At 64.2% G+C, this 18435-nt stretch carries 20 protein-coding genes; 15 read left to right on the forward strand and 5 right to left on the reverse strand.

All coding sequences use genetic code 11. The annotated features are described in order from the left end of the window. The first annotated feature begins 11 nt into the window (after positions 1-11). The 6 genes from VGC77_RS04300 (at position 12) to VGC77_RS04325 (ending at position 4863) form a co-directional block, all read left to right on the forward strand. A complete protein-coding gene (locus VGC77_RS04300; RefSeq protein ID WP_331170336.1) occupies positions 12-1058 on the forward strand; it encodes an isopenicillin N synthase family dioxygenase in 1047 nt (348 codons plus the stop codon). Between the two features lie 29 nt (positions 1059-1087). Then, entirely contained in the window at positions 1088-2119 is a 1032-nt protein-coding gene (locus VGC77_RS04305) for an ABC transporter substrate-binding protein (RefSeq protein WP_331170337.1), read from the forward strand. Positions 2120-2129: 10 nt separating this feature from the next. Beyond that, positions 2130-3128, forward strand: a complete 999-nt coding sequence (locus VGC77_RS04310; RefSeq protein ID WP_331170338.1) for an ABC transporter permease — start codon at positions 2130-2132, stop codon at positions 3126-3128. Then, positions 3128-3922, forward strand: coding sequence for an ABC transporter ATP-binding protein (locus tag VGC77_RS04315; protein ID WP_331170339.1), 795 nt, complete (start codon positions 3128-3130; stop codon positions 3920-3922). Before VGC77_RS04310 ends, VGC77_RS04315 begins: the two co-directional genes overlap by 1 nt. An 8-nt stretch (positions 3923-3930) precedes the next feature. Continuing rightward, positions 3931-4227, forward strand: a complete 297-nt coding sequence (locus VGC77_RS04320) for a hypothetical protein (RefSeq protein WP_331170340.1) — start codon at positions 3931-3933, stop codon at positions 4225-4227. A 294-nt stretch (positions 4228-4521) separates the two neighbouring features. Continuing rightward, complete coding sequence (locus VGC77_RS04325) at positions 4522-4863, forward strand: hypothetical protein (protein ID WP_331170341.1); 342 nt, start codon at positions 4522-4524, stop codon at positions 4861-4863. Between the two features lie 203 nt (positions 4864-5066). Here the strand turns inward: VGC77_RS04325 and VGC77_RS04330 are convergent, their stop codons facing one another. From VGC77_RS04330 to VGC77_RS04340, 3 genes are read right to left on the reverse strand one after another with little or no spacing between them, the layout of a single operon-like run. Next, positions 5067-5693 (reverse strand): XRE family transcriptional regulator, encoded by a 627-nt coding sequence (locus tag VGC77_RS04330; protein ID WP_331170342.1) that lies wholly within the window; start codon positions 5691-5693, stop codon positions 5067-5069. Next, on the reverse strand, positions 5690-6232 hold the full coding sequence (locus VGC77_RS04335; RefSeq protein ID WP_331170343.1) for a hypothetical protein: 543 nt from the start codon (positions 6230-6232) through the stop codon (positions 5690-5692). Before VGC77_RS04335 ends, VGC77_RS04330 begins: the two co-directional genes overlap by 4 nt. Then, positions 6219-7244 (reverse strand): ABC transporter substrate-binding protein, encoded by a 1026-nt coding sequence (locus VGC77_RS04340; RefSeq protein ID WP_331170344.1) that lies wholly within the window; start codon positions 7242-7244, stop codon positions 6219-6221. Before VGC77_RS04340 ends, VGC77_RS04335 begins: the two co-directional genes overlap by 14 nt. Before the next feature lie 436 nt (positions 7245-7680). Here VGC77_RS04340 and VGC77_RS04345 point away from each other — a divergent pair, with 436 nt between their 5' ends. The 6 genes from VGC77_RS04345 (at position 7681) to VGC77_RS04370 (ending at position 14014) form a co-directional block, all read left to right on the forward strand. Beyond that, positions 7681-8529 carry an acyl-CoA dehydratase activase gene (locus VGC77_RS04345; RefSeq protein ID WP_331170345.1) on the forward strand — a complete coding sequence of 283 codons (849 nt, stop codon included), beginning with the start codon at positions 7681-7683 and terminating at the stop codon, positions 8527-8529. Between the two features lie 14 nt (positions 8530-8543). Beyond that, positions 8544-10571, forward strand: a complete 2028-nt coding sequence (locus VGC77_RS04350) for a 2-hydroxyacyl-CoA dehydratase (protein ID WP_331170346.1) — start codon at positions 8544-8546, stop codon at positions 10569-10571. A 1-nt stretch (position 10572) separates the two neighbouring features. Next, entirely contained in the window at positions 10573-11871 is a 1299-nt protein-coding gene (locus VGC77_RS04355; RefSeq protein WP_331170347.1) for a 2-hydroxyacyl-CoA dehydratase family protein, read from the forward strand. A 162-nt stretch (positions 11872-12033) separates the two neighbouring features. Further along, positions 12034-12708, forward strand: coding sequence for a ferredoxin (locus tag VGC77_RS04360; protein WP_331170348.1), 675 nt, complete (start codon positions 12034-12036; stop codon positions 12706-12708). Between the two features lie 379 nt (positions 12709-13087). Then, positions 13088-13687 (forward strand): NADPH-dependent F420 reductase, encoded by a 600-nt coding sequence (locus tag VGC77_RS04365; protein ID WP_331170349.1) that lies wholly within the window; start codon positions 13088-13090, stop codon positions 13685-13687. Between the two features lie 30 nt (positions 13688-13717). Then, entirely contained in the window at positions 13718-14014 is a 297-nt protein-coding gene (locus VGC77_RS04370) for a hypothetical protein (protein WP_331170350.1), read from the forward strand. 15 nt (positions 14015-14029) lie between these two features. Here VGC77_RS04370 and VGC77_RS04375 read toward each other — a convergent pair whose 3' ends face one another. Together VGC77_RS04375 and VGC77_RS04380 are read right to left on the reverse strand one after the other, a co-directional pair. Then, the gene (locus VGC77_RS04375; RefSeq protein WP_331170351.1) at positions 14030-15049 is read right to left on the reverse strand and encodes a biotin/lipoyl-binding protein; all 1020 of its coding nucleotides are present in this window, start codon (positions 15047-15049) and stop codon (positions 14030-14032) included. Beyond that, positions 15046-15222 carry a hypothetical protein gene (locus VGC77_RS04380; protein WP_331170352.1) on the reverse strand — a complete coding sequence of 59 codons (177 nt, stop codon included), beginning with the start codon at positions 15220-15222 and terminating at the stop codon, positions 15046-15048. The genes VGC77_RS04375 and VGC77_RS04380 overlap by 4 nt, the downstream gene beginning before the upstream one ends. A 383-nt stretch (positions 15223-15605) precedes the next feature. Between VGC77_RS04380 and VGC77_RS04385 the strand changes: the two genes are divergently transcribed. The 3 genes from VGC77_RS04385 to VGC77_RS04395 all read left to right on the forward strand — a co-directional run bounded on the left by VGC77_RS04385 (position 15606) and on the right by VGC77_RS04395 (position 18273). After that, the gene (locus VGC77_RS04385) at positions 15606-16355 is read left to right on the forward strand and encodes a helix-turn-helix transcriptional regulator (RefSeq protein WP_331170353.1); all 750 of its coding nucleotides are present in this window, start codon (positions 15606-15608) and stop codon (positions 16353-16355) included. A 438-nt stretch (positions 16356-16793) separates the two neighbouring features. Then, on the forward strand, positions 16794-17543 hold the full coding sequence (locus VGC77_RS04390; RefSeq protein ID WP_331170354.1) for a siderophore-interacting protein: 750 nt from the start codon (positions 16794-16796) through the stop codon (positions 17541-17543). A gap of 166 nt (positions 17544-17709) precedes the next feature. After that, positions 17710-18273, forward strand: coding sequence for a cysteine hydrolase family protein (locus VGC77_RS04395; protein WP_331170355.1), 564 nt, complete (start codon positions 17710-17712; stop codon positions 18271-18273). The last annotated feature ends 162 nt before the right edge of the window (positions 18274-18435 follow it).

Genomic DNA, 18435 nt, shown 5'->3' on the forward strand with positions numbered 1-18435 from the left:
GCGTCTCATCCATGGCTGTTGCGCAACCTTCGCTCCCTGTGCTCGATCTCTCCCGTTTCGACGCCGACCCGGCGCAACGCACCGCCTTGTTGGGCGAGTTGCGCGAGGCGGCTCAGGGGCCAGGCTTCTTCTATCTGGTCGGCCACGGCGTCTCCAGCGAGCTGATCAGCGACGTGCTGGCCGCGTCGCGGCGGTTCTTCGACCTGCCGGAGCGCGACAAGCTGTCGATCGAGATGATCAACTCGCCGCATTTTCGCGGCTACACCCGCGCCGGGTTGGAATTCACCCGCGGCCGACCGGACTGGCGCGAACAGCTCGACGTCGGAGCCGAACGCGAGGCGTTGCCGTTCGATCGATCTTCGCCGCCGTGGACGCGGCTGCAGGGCCCCAATCAATGGCCCGCGGCACTGCCGGCCTTGAAGCCGACGCTGCTGCGCTACCAAGCGGAGGTGACGCGCATCGCGATCGCCGTGCTGCGCGCGCTCGCCGCCGCGCTCGGACAGCCGGACGATGTGTTCGAGCCGATCTACGCGCCCGCCCCCACTCAGCTCCTGAAGATCATCCGCTATCCCGGCCGTGCGGCGGGCGAAAGCGACCAGGGCGTCGGTGCCCACAAGGATTCCGGCTTCGTCACCATCCTGCTGCAGGATCGCGTCGCCGGTTTGCAGGTCGAGACCGATAGCGGCTGGATCGACGCGCCGCCGCGGCCTGGCTCCTTCGTCGTCAACATCGGCGAAATTCTCGAACTGGCTTCGAACGGCGTGCTGCGGGCCAATGTGCATCGCGTGGTGTCGCCGCCCTCGGGCGTCGACAGGCTGTCGGTGGCATTCTTTCTGGGCGCCCGCCTCGATGCCACCGTGCCACTGCTGGATCTTTCGCCGGAGCTCGCGGCGCACTCCCGCGGGGTGACGCAGGACCCGCTCAATCCGCTATTTCGCGAGGTCGGCCAGAACTATCTGAAGGGCCGGCTGCGGTCGCATCCCGATGTGGCGCGGCGCCATCACGCCGATCTGCTCGACCCTGCGTCGCCCCCTTCGGAGCCGGCCTCGGCCTATTAGCCGCCCGCGATGCCAACCAGGAGAATTCCATGACGCGATCGAAATCGCAAAGTGCCGGCCTTTCCCGTCGCACTCTGCTCAAAGCCACCGGCGCGGCCGGCCTTGCCGCCTCATCCGGCGTGTTGGCGAGCCAGATCTACTCGCCGGCGATCGCCGGCCCTTTGCCAAAAGTGCGGCTGGCATGGACCGAGGTCGCGGCCTGTCACTCACCGCTCGGCTTCGGCGTCGCCAAGGGCTTCTACGCCAAACACGATCTCGACGTCGAATTGTTCTATCAAGGCGCCAGCGGCCAGACCCTGATCCAGGCGCTCGCCACCAGCAAGGCCGACGTCGGCGCCGGCTTGATCGGCGATTGGCTGAAGCCGCTGGAACAGGGCTTCGACGTCAAGCTGTTCGTCGGCTCGCATGGTGGCTGCCAGCGGCTGTTGGCCTCGAAGGCCTCCGGCGTCACCGACATCGCCGGCGTCAAAGGCAAGACCATCGCCAGCTACGACGTGGTGTCGCCGCCGAAGGTCGCGTTCCAGGTGACCTTGGCGAAGGCCGGAATCGATCCGGAAAATGACGTCACCTGGAAGGTGGTGCCGTTCGACCTGGTCGGCGCGGCGGTCAACCGCGGCGATGCCGACATCGCGGCGCATCTCGATCCCTGGGCCTATTCGATCGAGAAGAAATTCGATCTGGTCAAGATCGCCGATACCCAGACCGGCGTCTATGAAGGACATGTCTGCTGCGTGCTGGGGGCCAACGGCCCGTTCCTCAACGCCAACAAGGACGCGTTGCGACGCCTCGCGCAGGCCAATATCGAAGTGCATGACTACGTCGCCGCCCATCCCGATGAATTGGCCAAGTGGTACCTCGACACGTTGAAGCCGGCGGGGCTCACGCTGGCCGAATTGACCGAGATCCTCGGCTCCTTCGTGCTGCACAACCATCCGATCGGCCAACCGCTGGTCGAGCAGATCCGCCAGACCGCGGAGGACCTCAAGCTGGTCAAGGTGCTCGACCCCGGCACCGATCCGAAAGCCCTGGCCGAGCGCGTCACCGTCAATCTGCTGGCATGAGCGCGCGGCGATGACCGACGCGACCGAGGCGCTCGACGCCGCCGCAGCAGATGCTACGCCAGCGCTGTGGCCATGGCTGTGGCGCGACGGCCTGCTGGCGGCGTCGTCCTGGGCGGCGGCCGCAGTGGCGACGGTCGGCCTGCCCGACGTGGTGCCATGGGGCAGCGGCGACTTGTTCGCCACGATCACCGGCCTTGGCGCGGTGGCCTTCGTGGTGCTGGCGTTCATCGTGCACCGGCTCGGGCGCCTCGGCGAGGTGCTGATCCATTACGGGCCGTGGCTGATCGCGATCGGGGTGTGGCTGGCGCTGTGGGAACTGACCACTGCGAAAACCGGCTGGCTGCCGAAGCCGTTCTTCTCGCCGCCGCACGGCCTGCTCAACATCTATGTCAATGACGGCCAGCGGCTATTGATCTGCATTGGCTATACGCTGCGGCTGTGGGGGCTGGGCTTCGCCTCCGGGATCATCGTCGGCTACGGCGTCGGCGTGGCGCTCGGCTGGTCGAAACGATTCAGTTACTGGGGCATGCCGCTGTTGAAACTGATCGGCCCGGTGCCGGCCACCGCCTGGATCCCCTGCACCTTCTATTTCTTTCCCACCACCTTCGGCGCCAGCATCTTCATCGTGGCGCTCGCCTCCGGAATTCCGGTGGCGATCCTGACCGCGTCGGGGGTCGGCGCGGTCAATCGCGCCTATTACGACGTCGGCCGCATCCTCGGCGCGGACAGCCGCTATCTGATCCGCCGGGTCGCGATCCCGGCGGCGATGCCGCACGTCTTCGTCGGCCTGTTCATGGCCTTGTACTATTCCTTCGCGGTGCTGGTCGTCGCCGAGATGCTCGGCGCCAAATACGGGCTCGGCTGGTACATCCAGTTCCAGACCGCTTATTCCGGCTACGCCAATGTCTACGCCGCGCTGCTGATCATGGCGGTGCTGTGCGCCGGCATCATCCGGCTGCTGTTCGTGGTGCGCGATCACCTGCTCAAATGGCAGCAGGGATTCATCTGATGTCGAATGCTGCGCGCGCAAAGATCCCTGCGGCGGCTCCGGCAGCCGGCATGGCGGTCGATATCCGCAACGTCAGCCATCACTTCAGCCTGTCGGGCGCACAATTGCCGGTGCTGGAGGCGATCGATTTCAGCGTGTTGCCCGGGGAATTCGTGGCGCTGCTCGGGCCATCCGGCTGCGGCAAGTCGACCTTGCTGCGGCTGATCGCCGGGCTGGAGCCGCCCTCGGGCGGCGGCATCGTTGCCGACGGCCAGCCGGTCGGCCGCCCCGATCCGTCGCGCAATCTGGTGTTTCAGGATCCGACCTTGTTTCCCTGGGCGACGGTGTGGAGCAACGTCGCCACCGGGCTGGAGGCCCGCGGCGTGCTGAAGCAGCAGCGCGGTCGCGTCGATGAGGCGCTGGCGCTGGTCGGACTCGGCGGTTTTGCCGACGCCTATCCGCATCAATTGTCCGGCGGCATGGCGCAGCGCGCCTCGCTGGCGCGCGCGTTGGTCAACGACCCGTCGCTGCTCTTGCTCGACGAGCCGCTCGGCAAGCTGGATTCGTTGACCCGGCTCACCTTGCAGGCCGAACTGGTGCGGCTATGGCAGCGCAGCGGCTTCACCGCGCTCCTCGTCACCCACGACGTCGAAGAGGCGCTGCTGCTGTCGACGCGGTTGATCGTGCTCAGCGAACGGCCGGCGCGGATCAAGGCCGAGTTCCGCTTCGACAAGCCCTACCCGCGGCATCGCACCGATCCGGAACTGATCGAATTACGCGGCCGCATTCTCGGCACCCTCGGCATCGTGGCATGAGCGCGGCCATGCCATTTGTACTCGGGCGTTGCAGCGGCCGCGTTACGGTGGCCGGCCTGCTGGTGATCGCCGTCGCCGTGGCGTGGTGGTGGATCAGCTATGCCGACGTCGTTCGTTACGCCTATCTCACGCCGCCGGAAGCCGCCGCCTGTCTGATCGGGCGATCCGATCTGTGTGAGCTGGCCCGCGCGCTGTGCCGCGGCTCGCATCCAGCCGCCGTGGCCGGCTATTGGTGGGGCACATTCTGGATCGGCGTCGGCCTCGCTTCGGCGGGGCTGAGCGTCGGCACCGCGACCGGCGTGTAGCCGTCTCATCGCCGGACACGGCCGACGGCGGTGTGGACTCACCTGGCGGCGACGCCGGCGATGTGTTCAACGGCCCGCCGCGTCCTGCTGGGTCGCTGCCCTCTCCTTCGCCGGCCAATATCTTGGAAATCCCTCCGCGATAGCAGCCGAACCGTCCGCTGCGTTGGCATATCCGGCGGCTTGTTGGAGGAAAGCGAACAGCGCAATCATTTCATGGTTGAGCCCCAATGAGACGCTCCTATTCTCATATGCGACAGACGAAGCAAATTTCGTCTAACTGAGTGGAGCACAGCCATGAACACCGCGATGCAAAGCATGATGCCGATGATGGGCGGCATGAGCCCGATGATGATGAACCCCATGATGATGAACCCGATGATGATGAACCCGATGATGGGCATGATGAACGGGATGCCCGGCATGGCGATGCCGATGATCATGTGCAAGATGACCTGCCGCATGACCCCGAACGGCATGATGAGCTGCGAGATGGCGCCGATGGACGACTCCATGAAGGACATGTTCGCGCAATGCTGCCAGAACATGATGAGCATGATGGCGACCGGCATGCCGATGATGATGAGCTGCGGCGGCATGATGATGATGGGCATGATGCCGATGCCCGCCAAGGCCTGATCGTCCGGGCCTTATTGTCAAGGGCCGATCGTCAAGACCTGATCATCAGGAACCGATCGCCCGGCTTGATCATCAAGGCCAGAGCATCACCCGCGTGATCCTTCGAATAAACGGCCGGCCTTCCGCCGGCCGTTCATTTTTCTTGCCGCTGACGGCGGTGTTTGTCGTAGGAATCGGGCGACTTGCATTGACTCGCTTCGGCGTCAGCCGATCGATTCGACATAGGTCATCACCAGGAACACCACGGCCTCTTCGGTCCCGAGGTTGCGGTAGCTGTGCGGCACGTCGGCCTCGAACAGGATGGCGTCGCCCTCGGTCAGAATGGTCGGCCGCTCATGTCCGGCCGTCACTTCGATCGCGCCCTTGGCGACCACGAGATTTTCTCGCGTCCCGGCGGCGTGGGCCTCGGCCTCCTCGCGATGCAGCGGCGCCAGCCGCAACTCGTAAAACTCCACCTGACGCTCGCCGTCGAACGGAAACAGCGCCCGCGAGGTGAACTGCCCCTGATTGGATGACAGCAGCTTGGCGTTGTTGCGACGAAACACCAGCGGTCCATGCGCCTCATCGGTCGCGATCAGATTGGCGAACGGCACGCCGAGCGCGGTCGCCACCTTCCACAATAGTCCGATGGTCGGGGCGCTCTTGCCGGTCTCGATCTGTCCGAGCATCGCACGGCTCACGCCGGAATGCTTGGCCAGCCGCTCCAGCGAATAGCCCTGGCGGATCCGCAGTCGACGCAGATTCTTGCCGACGATCGCCGGGAGATCCGCCGCGAGGTGGCTATGCTCGCTATCGCCATCCGAGCTCAACCGGAAACTCGCATCGCTCATGGCGAGGCCTGTCCACCCGTCGCCGCGGCAAGCGGGATCGCCGGCGTGAAGACCCAAGCCGGCCAGAACACGATGAACGCCGAAGGCATCATGGCAAGCGGAAGGATGCCGCAATCGGGCACCGCATGCCGCGGCAGGGCCGATTGCGAACGCCGCTCACGATACGCCTTCAGATCGATGATTTCCGCACTTTGGCTCGCCACCAGCAGACCTCTTTCCCGAAACGACCGCGTTTCTGCCGCGGAAGGGTTTGGATGTTCGCCCACGCGATCGGCTTTGGCAATCCGATGCGAAAGAAAGCAATGCACAGCGCCGGTCGTGGCGCCCGCACAGAATGTTATTGCCGCAATCGATCGCGTCGCAGCGACAACTTTGCCGGCCGCCGCCTGCGGCTCATCGACACCAACGATCGGCACTTCATCCGTACAGCGCCGACTCTTCACCACGCCGATGTACCTGGCGGCGATCGATCGGCTAACACCCGCCGTCGCCGCGCTCGCACCGCTGCACTCGATCCGCGCCGCGCTAGCTGATGTCAACAACCACGCGGTCGGCAAATTTCTTGGTATCGGTGGTGCGCTTGAGCACGTCGACCACCTTCAGCTCCTCGGCGTAAGTGATGATCTCATTCTTGAAATCCTCGCCGATCGGATGCCGATAATTGGTCAGCGACCGCAACATCCGGCCGAGGTCGGCGGGGTCTTCCTTCGGCGCATAGGGTCCATAGACCACCGCCGCCTCATCCGGATTATCCTGCGCCCATTGCGTGGCTTCGATCAGCGCCTTGGTAGCCGCCACCGCAGCCGGCCGGTCGTTGTGATACAGGCTGCCGCGAACACCGATTACGCAGCAGGCGCGTTCGGCATATTCGTCGACCAGGTTGGTCGCAACCTCGACCAGATGGTGCCTGCGTTTCAGCTTGAACGCCAGCGGGTCGCCGGTGCTGATCGCGTCGACCTCGCCTTTCTCGATCGCGACGCCGAGCAGGTCCGGCGGATACTGCCGCCACTCGATTTCCTTGACCGGGTCGATGCCGCGTTTCGACAGCGCGATGGCAAAAAAATTGCGATCGACCCCGGCGATGTCGCCGACCCCGATCCGCTTGCCGCGCAGCGCCTGAAGACTGTTCAACCCGGCATTTTCGCCAGCCAGAATGTTCATGCAGCCACCATGCGTGGCGCCGGTCAACTTCACGTCGAAGCCGGATTCCAGCGGCTTGATCCAGCGCAGCGCCATGCCGATAGCAAAGTCGGCGTTGCCCGCGGACAACGCCTGCAGCAGCAGGTCGGTCGATCCGGCCCAATTGATGCTTTCGACGTTGAGCTTGTATTTCTCGAAAAAGCCGCGGTGCAGCGCCACTGGAACCCCGATATGGCAGAGCGCCGTCGGCATCCAGGCGAGTTTCAGCGACTTGGTTTCCTGCGCGCGGGCCGCGCGGACGAATCCGAACGGCGCTGCCAGCGCTGCGCCGGTCGCCGCCGTCAACAGTGCACGGCGTGACAGCAGCTTGGATGTCGTGGTTCGCTTGGCCTCCGGCTCCGCCATTGTCATCCCCATTCCGATGTCATCCCCATTCCGATCGCGCCGCATTGATCGCCCAGCCGCAAGCTAAGCATAGTTGCGCTGGCATATGTTTGCATTTTGCGGTCGGTTGTTGGATGACTCCGCCGCGCCGGCGCCGCCGACGCGAAGTATCTTGCCAACCCGGCCGTTTTGGGCGGGACCGCGTCGATCTGCGATGTCCTGCGATGCACCCCGCCCGATCGATTGGTGACAAATCTGCGGCGATGGCGCAGCTACACATGAATTGGTCTACTAACTTGACCAATTATAGAATTGCCAGCCGCAACCTCGGGCGATAGCGTTGCCCTCATTGCGACAGTGCGGGACGGCTGCCGTAGCGATTGCTATCAACTGGCCGGATCACGTGCACTCACCGCACGTCGGGCGCTTCGCCGTTATGTCACCGCCAGGAGGGACCGTCGGCGTGAGAGCTCAGGATTTGTTCGGCGACGGCCTTGCGGCGGATCTGCCGGCGGCAATCACAATCGGCATCGATATCGGATCGCGCCAGGCCAAGGCGGCGCTGATCGGTGGCGGCGAGGTGTACACCGCGATCACTTCCAGCGGTGTCGATTCCCAGGACACCGCTGATCAACTGGTGGGCCGGCTGCTGCGCAAGGCCGGGCTGGCGCGCAAGGATCTGGCTTTGGTGGTCGGCACCGGCTATGGCCGGATCGCGATCGACTATGAGGAAGTGCCGACGCTGGTCGTGACTGAAATTTCCTGCCACGCGATGGGCGCGCACGCGCTCAACCGCGGCACCAAGACCATCATCGACATCGGCGGCCAGGACGCCAAGGCGATCCGGGTCGATCCCGACAGCGGCCGCGTCGTCGAATTCGTGCTGAACGACAAATGCGCCGCCGGTACCGGCCGCTTCCTGGAACGGATCGCCGAACTGCTCGGCTATCGGCTCGACGAACTCGGCGAAAAGTCGCTGCTGTCGCAGAAGAAGATCGACATCTCCAGCCAATGCGTGGTGTTCGCGGAATCCGAAGTGATCTCGCTGAAGGCCAAGGGTGAACGGCCGGAGGACATCGCCGCCGCGATCCACCACGCCTCGGCGCGGCGGGTGCGCAATCTGGTCAACCGGGTCGGGCTCGACCCCGAACTGGTGTTTTCCGGCGGCGTCTCCAACAATCTCGGCATGAAGCGCGCGCTGGAACAATTGATCGGTCACCCGATCAGCACGCCGAACTTCGACATGGTCTATGCCGGCGCGATCGGCGCGGCGGTGATCGCGCAACGGCATTACCAGGCCGGACACGCCTGAGCGGATCGCAGGTCATGACAGAACAACACGCCTTCAGCATTTCCGACGTGATCGATCCGGCGCTGGTCGGTCGGCTGAGCAACGCCACCGTGCTCGGCCTCGATATCGGCTCGCGCGCCGCCAAGGGCGTGCTGCTGCACGACGGCCAGGTGTTCCTCGGCAAGGTCTGGACCGGCGTCGACATGCAAGCCACCGCCGACGAGTTGCTCGAGGAGTTGCTCGGCCTCGCGGCGATCGAACGCACCGAGATCGACTACGCAGTCGGCACCGGCTATGGCCGGGTTGCGCTGCAATTCGATGAGCTGCCGAGCGAGATCGTCACCGAGATCTCCTGCCACGCCATGGGCGCGCATTTTCTCAACGCCGCGACCCGCACCATCATCGATATCGGCGGCCAAGATTCCAAGGCGATCCAGGTCGATCCCGACACCGGCAAGGTTGCCAAGTTCATCATGAACGACAAATGCGCCGCCGGCACCGGACGCTTCCTGGAGAAGGCCGCCGGCCTACTCGACTACACCGTCAAGGAGGTCGGCGCGGCGTCGCTGCGTTCGGTGTCGCATCCCGACATCAGCAGCCAGTGCACGGTGTTCGCGGAATCCGAGATCATCTCGCTGCGCGCCCGCGGCCTGCCGCGCGAGGATATCGCCGCCGGCGTGCACTTCGCCTCGGCGCGCCGGGTCCGCAACCTGGTCAGCAAGGTGCCGTTGCAGGAGGATCTGGTGTTCACCGGCGGGGTTTCCAACAACGCCGGCATGACCCACGCGCTGCAGACGCTGATCGGCTTCCCGATCAAGCCGACCAGAATCGACGCGATCTATGCCGGAGCACTTGGGGCGGCGATCTACGCCCAGCAATTTCTGGCGGAGCGGCGGCGCGTCGCGCAACGCCCCGAACGCGGCCGGCGCGACGATCTCGCCGACGTCACCACGAGGATCGCGCTCGCCGAGGCCCGCTTCGTCGCCCGAACCGACGTCAAGAAGGCGGCCTATCTGTGCAACTACACGCCGGTGGAACTGCTCGGTGCCTCCGGCGCCGGCTTCATCCGGCTGCTGAAATGCGGCAGCTCGGAAGACGTGTCGCGCGGCGAGCGCATTACCAAGAGCGTGTTCTGCGACTTCACCAAGGCGGTGATCGGCCAGTTCGAGACCAAGGCGCCGCTGAACCAGGCGGTCGATCAGGTCTTCACGTTCTACACCTGCGACGCGATGCGGGCGACCTCGCAGGCGATCGACAGTTTCTACCGGCCGACGCGCGGCTATATCGTGCCGCGCAACGCCGACCGCGAAGGCGCGCGCGCCTTCTTCCGCAGTGAGATCCTCAGCTTCCGGCGCGACCTCGAACAGCTGACCGGCCGCCAGATCCATGACGAGGACGTGCAGGCGCAGATCGCGCTGTTCAACCGCGTCCGCGCCATCGTCCGCGACATTTCGGCGTTGCGCAAGCGGCGCCATCCGCCGCTCGACGGCCGCGGCTTTCTGGAAATCGCCCGCGCCGCGGCGACGCTGGAGGCCGAGGAGCTGATTCCACTGCTCGAATACGTCTACAACCGGCTGGTCCGGGTTCCCGACCAGGGACCGCGACGGCTGCGGCTGATGATGTGCGGCGGCATTGTCGCCGACGGCGACCGCAAGATTCTCGATCTGGTCGAAGACGAGATCGGCGCCGACATCGTGGTCGAGGATCATTGCACCGGGCTCAGCCCGTTCTATCAGGACAGCAATGCGAGCGGCGATCCGTGGCGGGCGCTGGCCGACGGCTATCTCGACCGCGCGCCCTGCGCCCGTCAGGTGCCGCTGCAGCGTCGGGTGGAGTTCGCGGTCAACCTCGCGCGCGAGTACCAGGTCGACGGCGTGCTGTTCAGCTATCTCAAATTCTGCCCCTGCTACGGGCTGACCAAGGGCAAATTCCTCAATGCCTTCCAGGCCGCCGGATGGCCGGTGCTGGAGCTCGCCAGCGATTATTCCCATGGCGACGACGGCCAGATCAAAACCCGGCTCGAGGCCTTCGTCGAAGTCCTGACCGAGAAGGCGGAGGCCTGAGATGACGTTGACCGAGACCGCGCCGAACGGCCAGGGGCTGAGCCTCGTCGACCTCGCGAAGCTGCGCGGCGGCGCGCCGACGCCGAAGCTGCGCACCAGCGAAGCGCTCGGCAGCCAGCTTGCCTATATGGAGGAAACCCGGCGCGACCATGGCTATTCGCCGGCGGTCGGCCGGCTGTTCGATCTGGTGCGGAATTTCATCGGCGACGCCGAACAGGCCGCGCGAAATGGCGCCAGTGTATCGTGGATCAGCGTGCCGTTCCTGGCGCCGTTGTTCTACAGCCACGACACGCTGCCGATCCCGGTCAGCGAACTCGGAAGGCTCGGCTCCAGCGATTCGCTGGCGGCGGCCGAGGACTACTTCCAACTGCCGAAAGAGTCCTGCGCCATGGTCGGCGCGATCCTCGGCGAGTTCTATCTGCGCGCCGCCCGCACCCCGCGCCGTCTTGTGGTCTACAACGCGCAGTGCGAACCGTTGAACCTCGCCTGGGAATTGCTGAAGGATGAAGGCTTCGACGTGTTTCGCATCGAGGCGGTCAACCGCCCCAACGTCGCCGATGATCCGGAGCGGGTGGCGCAACTGCAGGTGTTCCTGGCCGACGAACTGACCGACCTGGTGCGCTGGCTGACCGGCAAGCCGATCGACGAGACCCGGCTCGCCGACGAAATCCGCCGCGCCAACCGCATCATTGCCAAATTGCGCCGGATCCTGCGGTTGCGGATGCGCGACCTGCTCTACATCCGCAGCCTCGCGACCATGTATGTGCTGCTCGGCATGACGCATTATTTCGGCAAGCCGGAGGCCTATGAGGAGGTGCTCGACATTCTGATCGAGGAACTCGAAACGGCTGCCAAGGCGCCGCACCCCTCCGATCAACTGGTCAAACTCGCCTGGGTCGGCGGCCGCGGCCAGGAATTCGGCGTCTACAAGACCATCGACGATGCCGGCGGCGCCATCACCGCCTGGCATAATCCCGACGACTGGACCCGCGATTTCCGCGAAGACCTGCCGCCGCTCGAAGCCTATGCCGACCACATCGTCACCGCACGCACGCTCGGCTCGCCGGTGCGGCAGATGCAGCGCATCGAGGAGACGCTGCCGGAATTCGGCGCGCAGGGCATCCTGTTCTACGGCTATATCGGCTGCTCGTTCGGCAGCGTACATCGCGAGATCCAGGCCGAGCATTTCCGCCGCAAGGGGCTGCCGGGGATTTTTCTGGAAGGCTCGTTCCAGGTCGGCCCGCCGAGCGGCCAGTTGCTGACGAGGGTCCGCGCCTTCGTGGAGATGCTGTCGCGTTGACCTCGCGGGCGCGGCTGAGCTTCGCCGATCCCGAAACATGGGCGTCGCTATTTCGGCACGCGCAGGCTGGCGAACCGCGATAGCTAAGGCTTTGCAAAAACTCGCCCGCGCCTTCGCATCCGGGTGTATGTTCAGTCATCTCCTGTGCTGCGGATCGACGCCATGCTGATCGATGATGTTTCAGCAATCCTGACGCCGCTCGGCTTTTGCCTGCGCGGCAGCTTCACGCCGCAGCCGGGCGATGCTGTTCCGGCTCTGCCGGACGGGACGCCGGCCGGCACGGTGCTGATGATCGGAAATGCCGGGCCAGCGATGTGGCAACAGTTTTGCAACGCGCGCCGGGCCGGCCGCTCGCCGCTTGATACTTGGACCAGAGAGGCCCTGACACCGATCGCCGAGGAGATCGGCGCCGGCATCGTCTTTCCGTTTCAACGGCCGTTCTTGCCGTTCCAGCAATGGGCGACGCGGGCCGAACCGTGTCATTCGTCGCCGCTCGGAATCCTGATCCATCCCCGCTTCGGGCTCTGGCATGCGCTGCGCGGCGCGTTGCTGCTCGCAGACAAGGTCGGCCCCGCCGGCGTGCCGCGGACGGCGTCGCCGTGCGACGGCTGCGCCGACAAACCCTGCCTGAGCGCCTGCCCGAACCACGCCTTCAGCACCCAGGGCTATGACACCGACCTTTGCCTATCACGACTGGATCAAGCCGAAGGAATTGACTGCATTGCGCTGGGATGTCGCGCACGGCGCGCCTGTCCGATTGGGCGATCCTATCAATATGCGCCGGCTCAGGCGCGCTTCCACATGGATGCCTTCCGTCGCACGCTGCGCGGATCATAGAGTTCGGTTCTGATAGAATCAGAACCAGAATTCTAGATTCTTATTTTTACGCGTTTTCTTCACGCGAACCGGGATCCACTTCGCTTGAAAACACTATAACACATGGAACAGCCATACGGGCGGTCATCACCGCCTGGGTCGACGAGCGCCGCCGCTTTCGAACAGCGGACAGCGAGCCTCGCGCCGGACGTCGACCGTCCAGCCGGATCGATTTCGCACCAGCGATGTGCGCGCTTCCGCACTCACCGCCCGACGCCGGCCGCCCCATTTCCAAGGTCTCGGGGAGCCTCCCCTGCGCAAAGTCACCGCACATCAGAACGGATCACCCAGCGCCGCTGAAAGCCGGGGAATCAATATCAACACGGGTCGGAGAAATATCATGAGCTACGCAATTGTCGGATTCGGTAAGGTCGGCCAGGCCCTCGCCCACGCCTTCGCCCGCAAGAACATCGAGGTCGCCGTCGCGAGCCGCCGGCCGCCCGAGGCGTTGGCGCCACAGGCTCGGGCGATTGGCCCCACGGTCGTCGCCAAGTCGCTGCGGGATGCACTCGATGCCGACACAATCATCTTGGCGGTCCCGTTCGGGGAGCATCGCGAGGTTGCGAAGGCCCTGCCGAGCTGGAAAAGCAAGACAGTCATCGACGCGATGAGCGCGCTGGTTCCCCTTGAGGAGATGGACGGTCTCCTGTCCTCGGCCTTCGTCGCGAAGGCGTTCACCGGCGCCAAGCTCGTGAAAGGGTTCAATCACTTGATCGCGGCCACCCTGGCTGCCGATCCGGTCGTCGAGGGCGGCCACCGGGTCGTCTTTCTGTCGAGCGACGACGAGGACGCGACCGCTCCCGTGGCGGCCTTGGCCAAACAACTCGGGTTCGCACCCGTCAAGCTGGGAAAGCTCAACGAGGGCGGCGCGCTGGTGCACGCACGCGGCCGCATTTGGGGCCAGCTGATCTTCCAGGACCTGTTCAAGAAGGAGCAGTAACGGATTTACTGTAGGGTTCAGCTGAGTTGAGTGGAAACAATCACCAGCTTTCCCTTGGGCAAGCCTGTCGTTTCAAGTTCGACGACGGCCGAGATCGCCTCGGACAGCGGCACGATGCGGCCGACCCGCCAGGACGAGTTGGCCCCGTTCGGCCGCTTCGGTAAGGCCAGCCAGGGCTTGTGGCGTCGGATTGGCGAACACCAGGTGATGTCGCGATGGGAGCAGACAGCCAACCATCTTGGCGGGGGCGGGGACGACATGCCGCGGCGTTTCAGCATCGCGCCGCGCCGACTCAGCGACAACGCGCCCGCTGCATCGCCCGACTAGAGGAAGTCCTTCCCGTCAGCCCTGTCCCGCTGGGCATTTTCTCCCTCCAGCTATTTTGCAGGCCCCCCGTTGGGTCGCGCCGGTTATCCCGCCGCCAGCGGCAAGAAAGAGATTGACCGTCTGAGTGTATCGTTGTGTTTGCGCCCGGACCAAACTGAGTTCGGCGAGCTGCTGAAGTCGTTGGGCGTCGAGCACCTGGATAATGCCAGCGTTCCCGATACCATACCCCAACCGCGTCAAGCGCAGGGCCGAACTGGCGGAGCCAAGAGCCTGTTGCTCCGTTCTCACGCCATCCGCCGCGTTGGTTACGGTGGCGTAGCTGAGGTTCAACTCGGCCTGGCGTTTCGCCGCTTCGGCACGCGCAAGCTGCGTCTGCGCCTGTTGACGCTGCGTGGCGAGAACATCCACCTGCTGGCGGGCGCTGAGGGCCGCCGCCTGCAGCCGTTCCAGGTTGGCCGCCTTTTCCCTGGCGTCGGTCGATGCATCGTCTGCCTGCTCGTCCGAGCCGTAGCCGACTTGTGCCATCGTCCGTCGGCGGACGTCGTTGCGCTGTGACAGACTGAGCGAGGCGGTGGCTGCGGCGACGCTGGCATCGGCCTGTCGTATCTGGGACTCTTGGGCGGTGATCTGGGCACCCAGGTTGGCGACGGAAGCCGCGGCGGCGGACACGCTCGCCGTTGCCTCATCGAGGGCGGTGCGGAAATCCCGATCATCGATCCGGGTCAGCGTCTGGCCGGCCTTGACGCTCTGATTGTCGTCCACCAACAGCGCGGCGACATACCCGGACACCCGAGGAGCCACGATCGTCGAGTCGGCCTGCACATAAGCGTCGTCCGTGGACTCCATGAACCGCCAGACGGTCCAATATTGAAGTCCCGCCCAGCATCCCGCCGCAACGACCGCAAGCCCAAGACACGCAGCCAGTGCGTGACGGTCGTGCCTCTTCGCCACCTTCTGCCGCACGGCAGCCTGGCTGGCATCGGTGCGAGGCGTCGCGCCGGCATCATCCGCGATATGTTCAGCAACCGTCGTCATGCCGGGACTCCGCTTTGGAGCGAAGTCCGGTGGGGCAGCGGGGCGATCGCGGCTTCGGCTCGTTCGGCGTTTACGCGCGGGCGAGTATCGGCGACGATTTCACCTTCGTTGCCACCGTTTCCGGCTTTGAGTCGGGTCTTGAATTTCGGAAGGTTCACGGCGTCCATAAGCATGGCTGACTCCAATGCACTGCGCCGGTGCCATTGCTGTGAAGGACCGCAGGGCGCCGGAGATCGTCAGCCCGTAAAGTAGCGCCGCCCACCACCGGCTACATTGGGCAGTTTCGCCATTAGAGTGCTCAAACCCGCCGCTTTGGGTGCTCCCAGCCTGGCCGGTTTTCGAATTTATGCCATTCTATTGCGCTAATCGGCCACGAGCATAGAATTGAGCCGCGTTGGCCTCATTTCCGACGCAAGCTCTTAGAGGACCTATGTCGCTGCCAGATGATCGCCGTCCGCACGCTTCGCCGAGCGAGATTCCGCGTCCAAGCGCCGCCGGTCCAGCCTATCTAGAGGTCGCCCAATGGCCCCATGATATCCCGCGTCCGATCGTCGCCATGGGTGTGGCCACCACCCTGACGAAAATGGCGGAGACCCGCGTTCATCATCACCGCAAGGCGCAATTGGTCATGACCCTGTGCGGCGTCGTGACGTGCGAGGTCGACCACAGCGTTTGGATCGTGCCCCCCCATTGCGCGGTCTGGATCCCCGGCGGTCTACCCCATAGCCTGAAAGCCTCCGGAGATGTCCGGATTTGCTGTCTCTTCGTCGAGCCCGGCGCTGCATCCGGCCTGCCGGATGCATGCTGTACGATCACTGTCTCGCGCCTGTTGCAGGAGCTATTGCTCCATGCCGCCTCGTTTTCAGGACTTTACGACGAGAGCGGTCCAGATGGCCGTGTCGCGCAGGTGCTGCTCGATCAGTTGTCCACCGCACCCGTCGAGCAGCTCAACTTTCCCATGCCTGGCGATCTCAAGCTTCGGAGAATTGCCAACGCCATGATCGCCGATCCATCCGACCGCGCCACCATCGCCGAATGGGGCCGCCGCGTGGGGGCCGCCGAGCGGACGCTTTCTCGCATCTTCCAGCGCGAGGTCGGCATGAGCTTCGGCCGCTGGCGTCAGCAGCTTCATATCCTTCTTGCTTTGCAGCGTCTCGCGGAGGGAGCACCGGTGCAGACGGTGGCGCTGGATCTTGGCTATGAGAGCGCCAGCCCCTTCATCACGATGTTCCGAAAGGCTCTTGGCAAGCCGCCGGGGCGTTATTTCGCCGACCGCTCAAGCGGCGTCGAGCGACCGCCAAGTTGATGCCGGGATCTGGCGAGGGGGGCACCAACCCTCACGGCCGGGTCAAACATCATCCGGGTCACGTGCGCTGGCGCGGCCGTCATCCGCGCAGCAATCTCTATCTTGGTGCGGTCCCACCATCGAGTCATCCATGATCCGAAGAGCCTGGAATGGTCGCTCGATCGGGAGGCGTTGGCAGGTTCAAGCCATAAATTGGCTGAATTGCGCAATGTGGCGTCCTCGACCTCGGTGTATTCCTTCATGTGCGAATGCGAGGCATTTGCGATATTTTCGGGATGGCCATGGGCTGCGTCAAACTTGAAACGGCAGGTGCTTTCCGTCGCTTTGGCGTCCGATGACCGTCGAGCCCGGTTCCAGCCGCCGACGCTCGTGCTGGCCCGTAAAGCGGGCAGCCATGGCCCAGCCTCGAACAAGCGGCCCTTCGTTAAAGGATAACTCATGCCGATGACTCGTCCGCCTTACCCGCTCTTTCAGGTTGCCGTCGAACGCGTCGAATTGATAACGCCGCACATGAAACGGATCACCGTCGACGGACGCTGCCTGCCGGATTTTCGGTTCGGGCTGCCAGCCCAATGGCTCAAGGTTTTCGTGCCGCTGTCCGATGGTCAGCACACTGCGGGGCGGGCGTACACGGTTCGGTGTTTTGATCCGGTCTCGCAAAAGCTGGATATCGACTTCGTCTTGCATGGCGACAATGGTCCGATTTCAACCTGGGCAGGGCGGGCCCGGCCCGGTGATCCATTCGAGATCAGCGCCGTACATCCGCGCAGCGGCTTTGCCATCCAGCCCTCGACGGAGCGCTACCTGCTGCTCGGCGACGAGACAGCCCTACCGGCGATCGGTGGAATTCTCGAATCTCTCCCGGGCCACGCGCGGGCAGAGGTCTTCGTAGAAGTCGCCGATGCCGCCGAGGAGCAGACCTTTCAATCTGCCGCTGCTGTCAATCTCACTTGGTTGCATCGCAAGGAAAGCGGAACGCAGGTATCCGGCAGTCTGGAGGAAGCCGCGAGAGCAGTGGGGTGGCCTGACGAAAACACTGTTATCTGGGTCGCAGCGGAATCGTCAGTCGTGAAGTCCATCCGAGAGCATGCCTTGGCGGTGTGGGGCGTCGATCGCAAAGCTCTTCATGCCGCTGGATACTGGAAATGCGGCGAGTCCGATCACCGAGATGAAGAAGGTTTCGCGTGATGGTCGCGAACCGGTCCACCGCTATCGGTGACGTTTCCTCGACAGGAGCCTCTCTTCGATCATGGACCTTGGCCGCGGTTACCGGCGGCACGCAAGCGAGCCCGATCACGATAAGCGGAATGAGTTCATTCAGCACCAAAGCCTCAATCCGTGAAGGGAAATTCGTATGACCGTCACCGCGCTCGACTCGAAAACGGCCCTGATTATTGTCGATCTGCAGAAGGGCATCATCTCGCATCCCGGCGTCCATCCAATGACCGAAATCGTGCAGAACGCGGCGGCGCTCGCCGGCGCCTTCCGCCACCACGATCTCCCCGTCGTACTCGTCAACGTGGCCGGCACCGCGCCGGGCCGGACCGAACAGGCGCTCAGCCAGGGACCACGCGCGGCCGATTGGGCCGATCTGGTCCCGGAACTGAACCGGCAGGCGCAGGACCATGGGGTGACAAAGCGAACATGGGGTGCGTTCAGAAACACTGATCTCGAAGACTATCTGAAAGGCCAAGGTGTTACTCAAATAGTCGTCGCCGGCGTCGCCACCAGCATCGGAGTGGAGTCCACCGCACGTCAGGCCTATGAGCTGGGGTTCAACGTGACACTCGCCGTTGACGCGATGACCGACCGGAACGCCGAAGCCCACGCTAATAGTGTCGCCTATATTTTTCCGAGGCTTGGCGAGACGGGAACGACGCGAGAGATCGTCGACCTTCTTGAGAAAAGAGGGGCCTAGTCCGGCCACACTGGCTGCGATCGCCACTGGTTGTACTTAATACAGCACGGAGAAACGCTCATGGATGCCGCCACAAGAATCAAATACCTCATCGAGGATATCGTTGCCGCCAACCGCATTCTGGCCACCGAAAATGTGGTCGATGCGTTTGGTCATGTCAGC

The sequence above is a fragment of the Rhodopseudomonas sp. genome (assembly GCF_036404135.1).
GTDB lineage: Bacteria > Pseudomonadota > Alphaproteobacteria > Rhizobiales > Xanthobacteraceae > Rhodopseudomonas_A.

What these genes read in the sequence shown, in the direction of transcription:
- VGC77_RS04350 (WP_331170346.1), top strand. Translation starts at nt 8,544, where the DNA reads ATGACAGAACAACACGCCTTCAGCATTTCCGACGTGATCGATCCGGCG.
- VGC77_RS04325 (WP_331170341.1), top strand. Translation starts at nt 4,522, where the DNA reads ATGAACACCGCGATGCAAAGCATGATGCCGATGATGGGCGGCATGAGC.
- VGC77_RS04380 (WP_331170352.1), bottom strand. Translation starts at nt 15,222, where the DNA reads ATGCTTATGGACGCCGTGAACCTTCCGAAATTCAAGACCCGACTCAAA.
- VGC77_RS04340 (WP_331170344.1), bottom strand. Translation starts at nt 7,244, where the DNA reads ATGACAATGGCGGAGCCGGAGGCCAAGCGAACCACGACATCCAAGCTG.
- VGC77_RS04305 (WP_331170337.1), top strand. Translation starts at nt 1,088, where the DNA reads ATGACGCGATCGAAATCGCAAAGTGCCGGCCTTTCCCGTCGCACTCTG.
- VGC77_RS04320 (WP_331170340.1), top strand. Translation starts at nt 3,931, where the DNA reads ATGCCATTTGTACTCGGGCGTTGCAGCGGCCGCGTTACGGTGGCCGGC.
- VGC77_RS04375 (WP_331170351.1), bottom strand. Translation starts at nt 15,049, where the DNA reads ATGACGACGGTTGCTGAACATATCGCGGATGATGCCGGCGCGACGCCT.
- VGC77_RS04315 (WP_331170339.1), top strand. Translation starts at nt 3,128, where the DNA reads ATGTCGAATGCTGCGCGCGCAAAGATCCCTGCGGCGGCTCCGGCAGCC.
- VGC77_RS04310 (WP_331170338.1), top strand. Translation starts at nt 2,130, where the DNA reads ATGACCGACGCGACCGAGGCGCTCGACGCCGCCGCAGCAGATGCTACG.
- VGC77_RS04365 (WP_331170349.1), top strand. Translation starts at nt 13,088, where the DNA reads ATGAGCTACGCAATTGTCGGATTCGGTAAGGTCGGCCAGGCCCTCGCC.
- VGC77_RS04395 (WP_331170355.1), top strand. Translation starts at nt 17,710, where the DNA reads ATGACCGTCACCGCGCTCGACTCGAAAACGGCCCTGATTATTGTCGAT.
- VGC77_RS04355 (WP_331170347.1), top strand. Translation starts at nt 10,573, where the DNA reads ATGACGTTGACCGAGACCGCGCCGAACGGCCAGGGGCTGAGCCTCGTC.
- VGC77_RS04390 (WP_331170354.1), top strand. Translation starts at nt 16,794, where the DNA reads ATGCCGATGACTCGTCCGCCTTACCCGCTCTTTCAGGTTGCCGTCGAA.
- VGC77_RS04385 (WP_331170353.1), top strand. Translation starts at nt 15,606, where the DNA reads ATGGGTGTGGCCACCACCCTGACGAAAATGGCGGAGACCCGCGTTCAT.
- VGC77_RS04330 (WP_331170342.1), bottom strand. Translation starts at nt 5,693, where the DNA reads ATGAGCGATGCGAGTTTCCGGTTGAGCTCGGATGGCGATAGCGAGCAT.
- VGC77_RS04300 (WP_331170336.1), top strand. Translation starts at nt 12, where the DNA reads ATGGCTGTTGCGCAACCTTCGCTCCCTGTGCTCGATCTCTCCCGTTTC.
- VGC77_RS04360 (WP_331170348.1), top strand. Translation starts at nt 12,034, where the DNA reads ATGCTGATCGATGATGTTTCAGCAATCCTGACGCCGCTCGGCTTTTGC.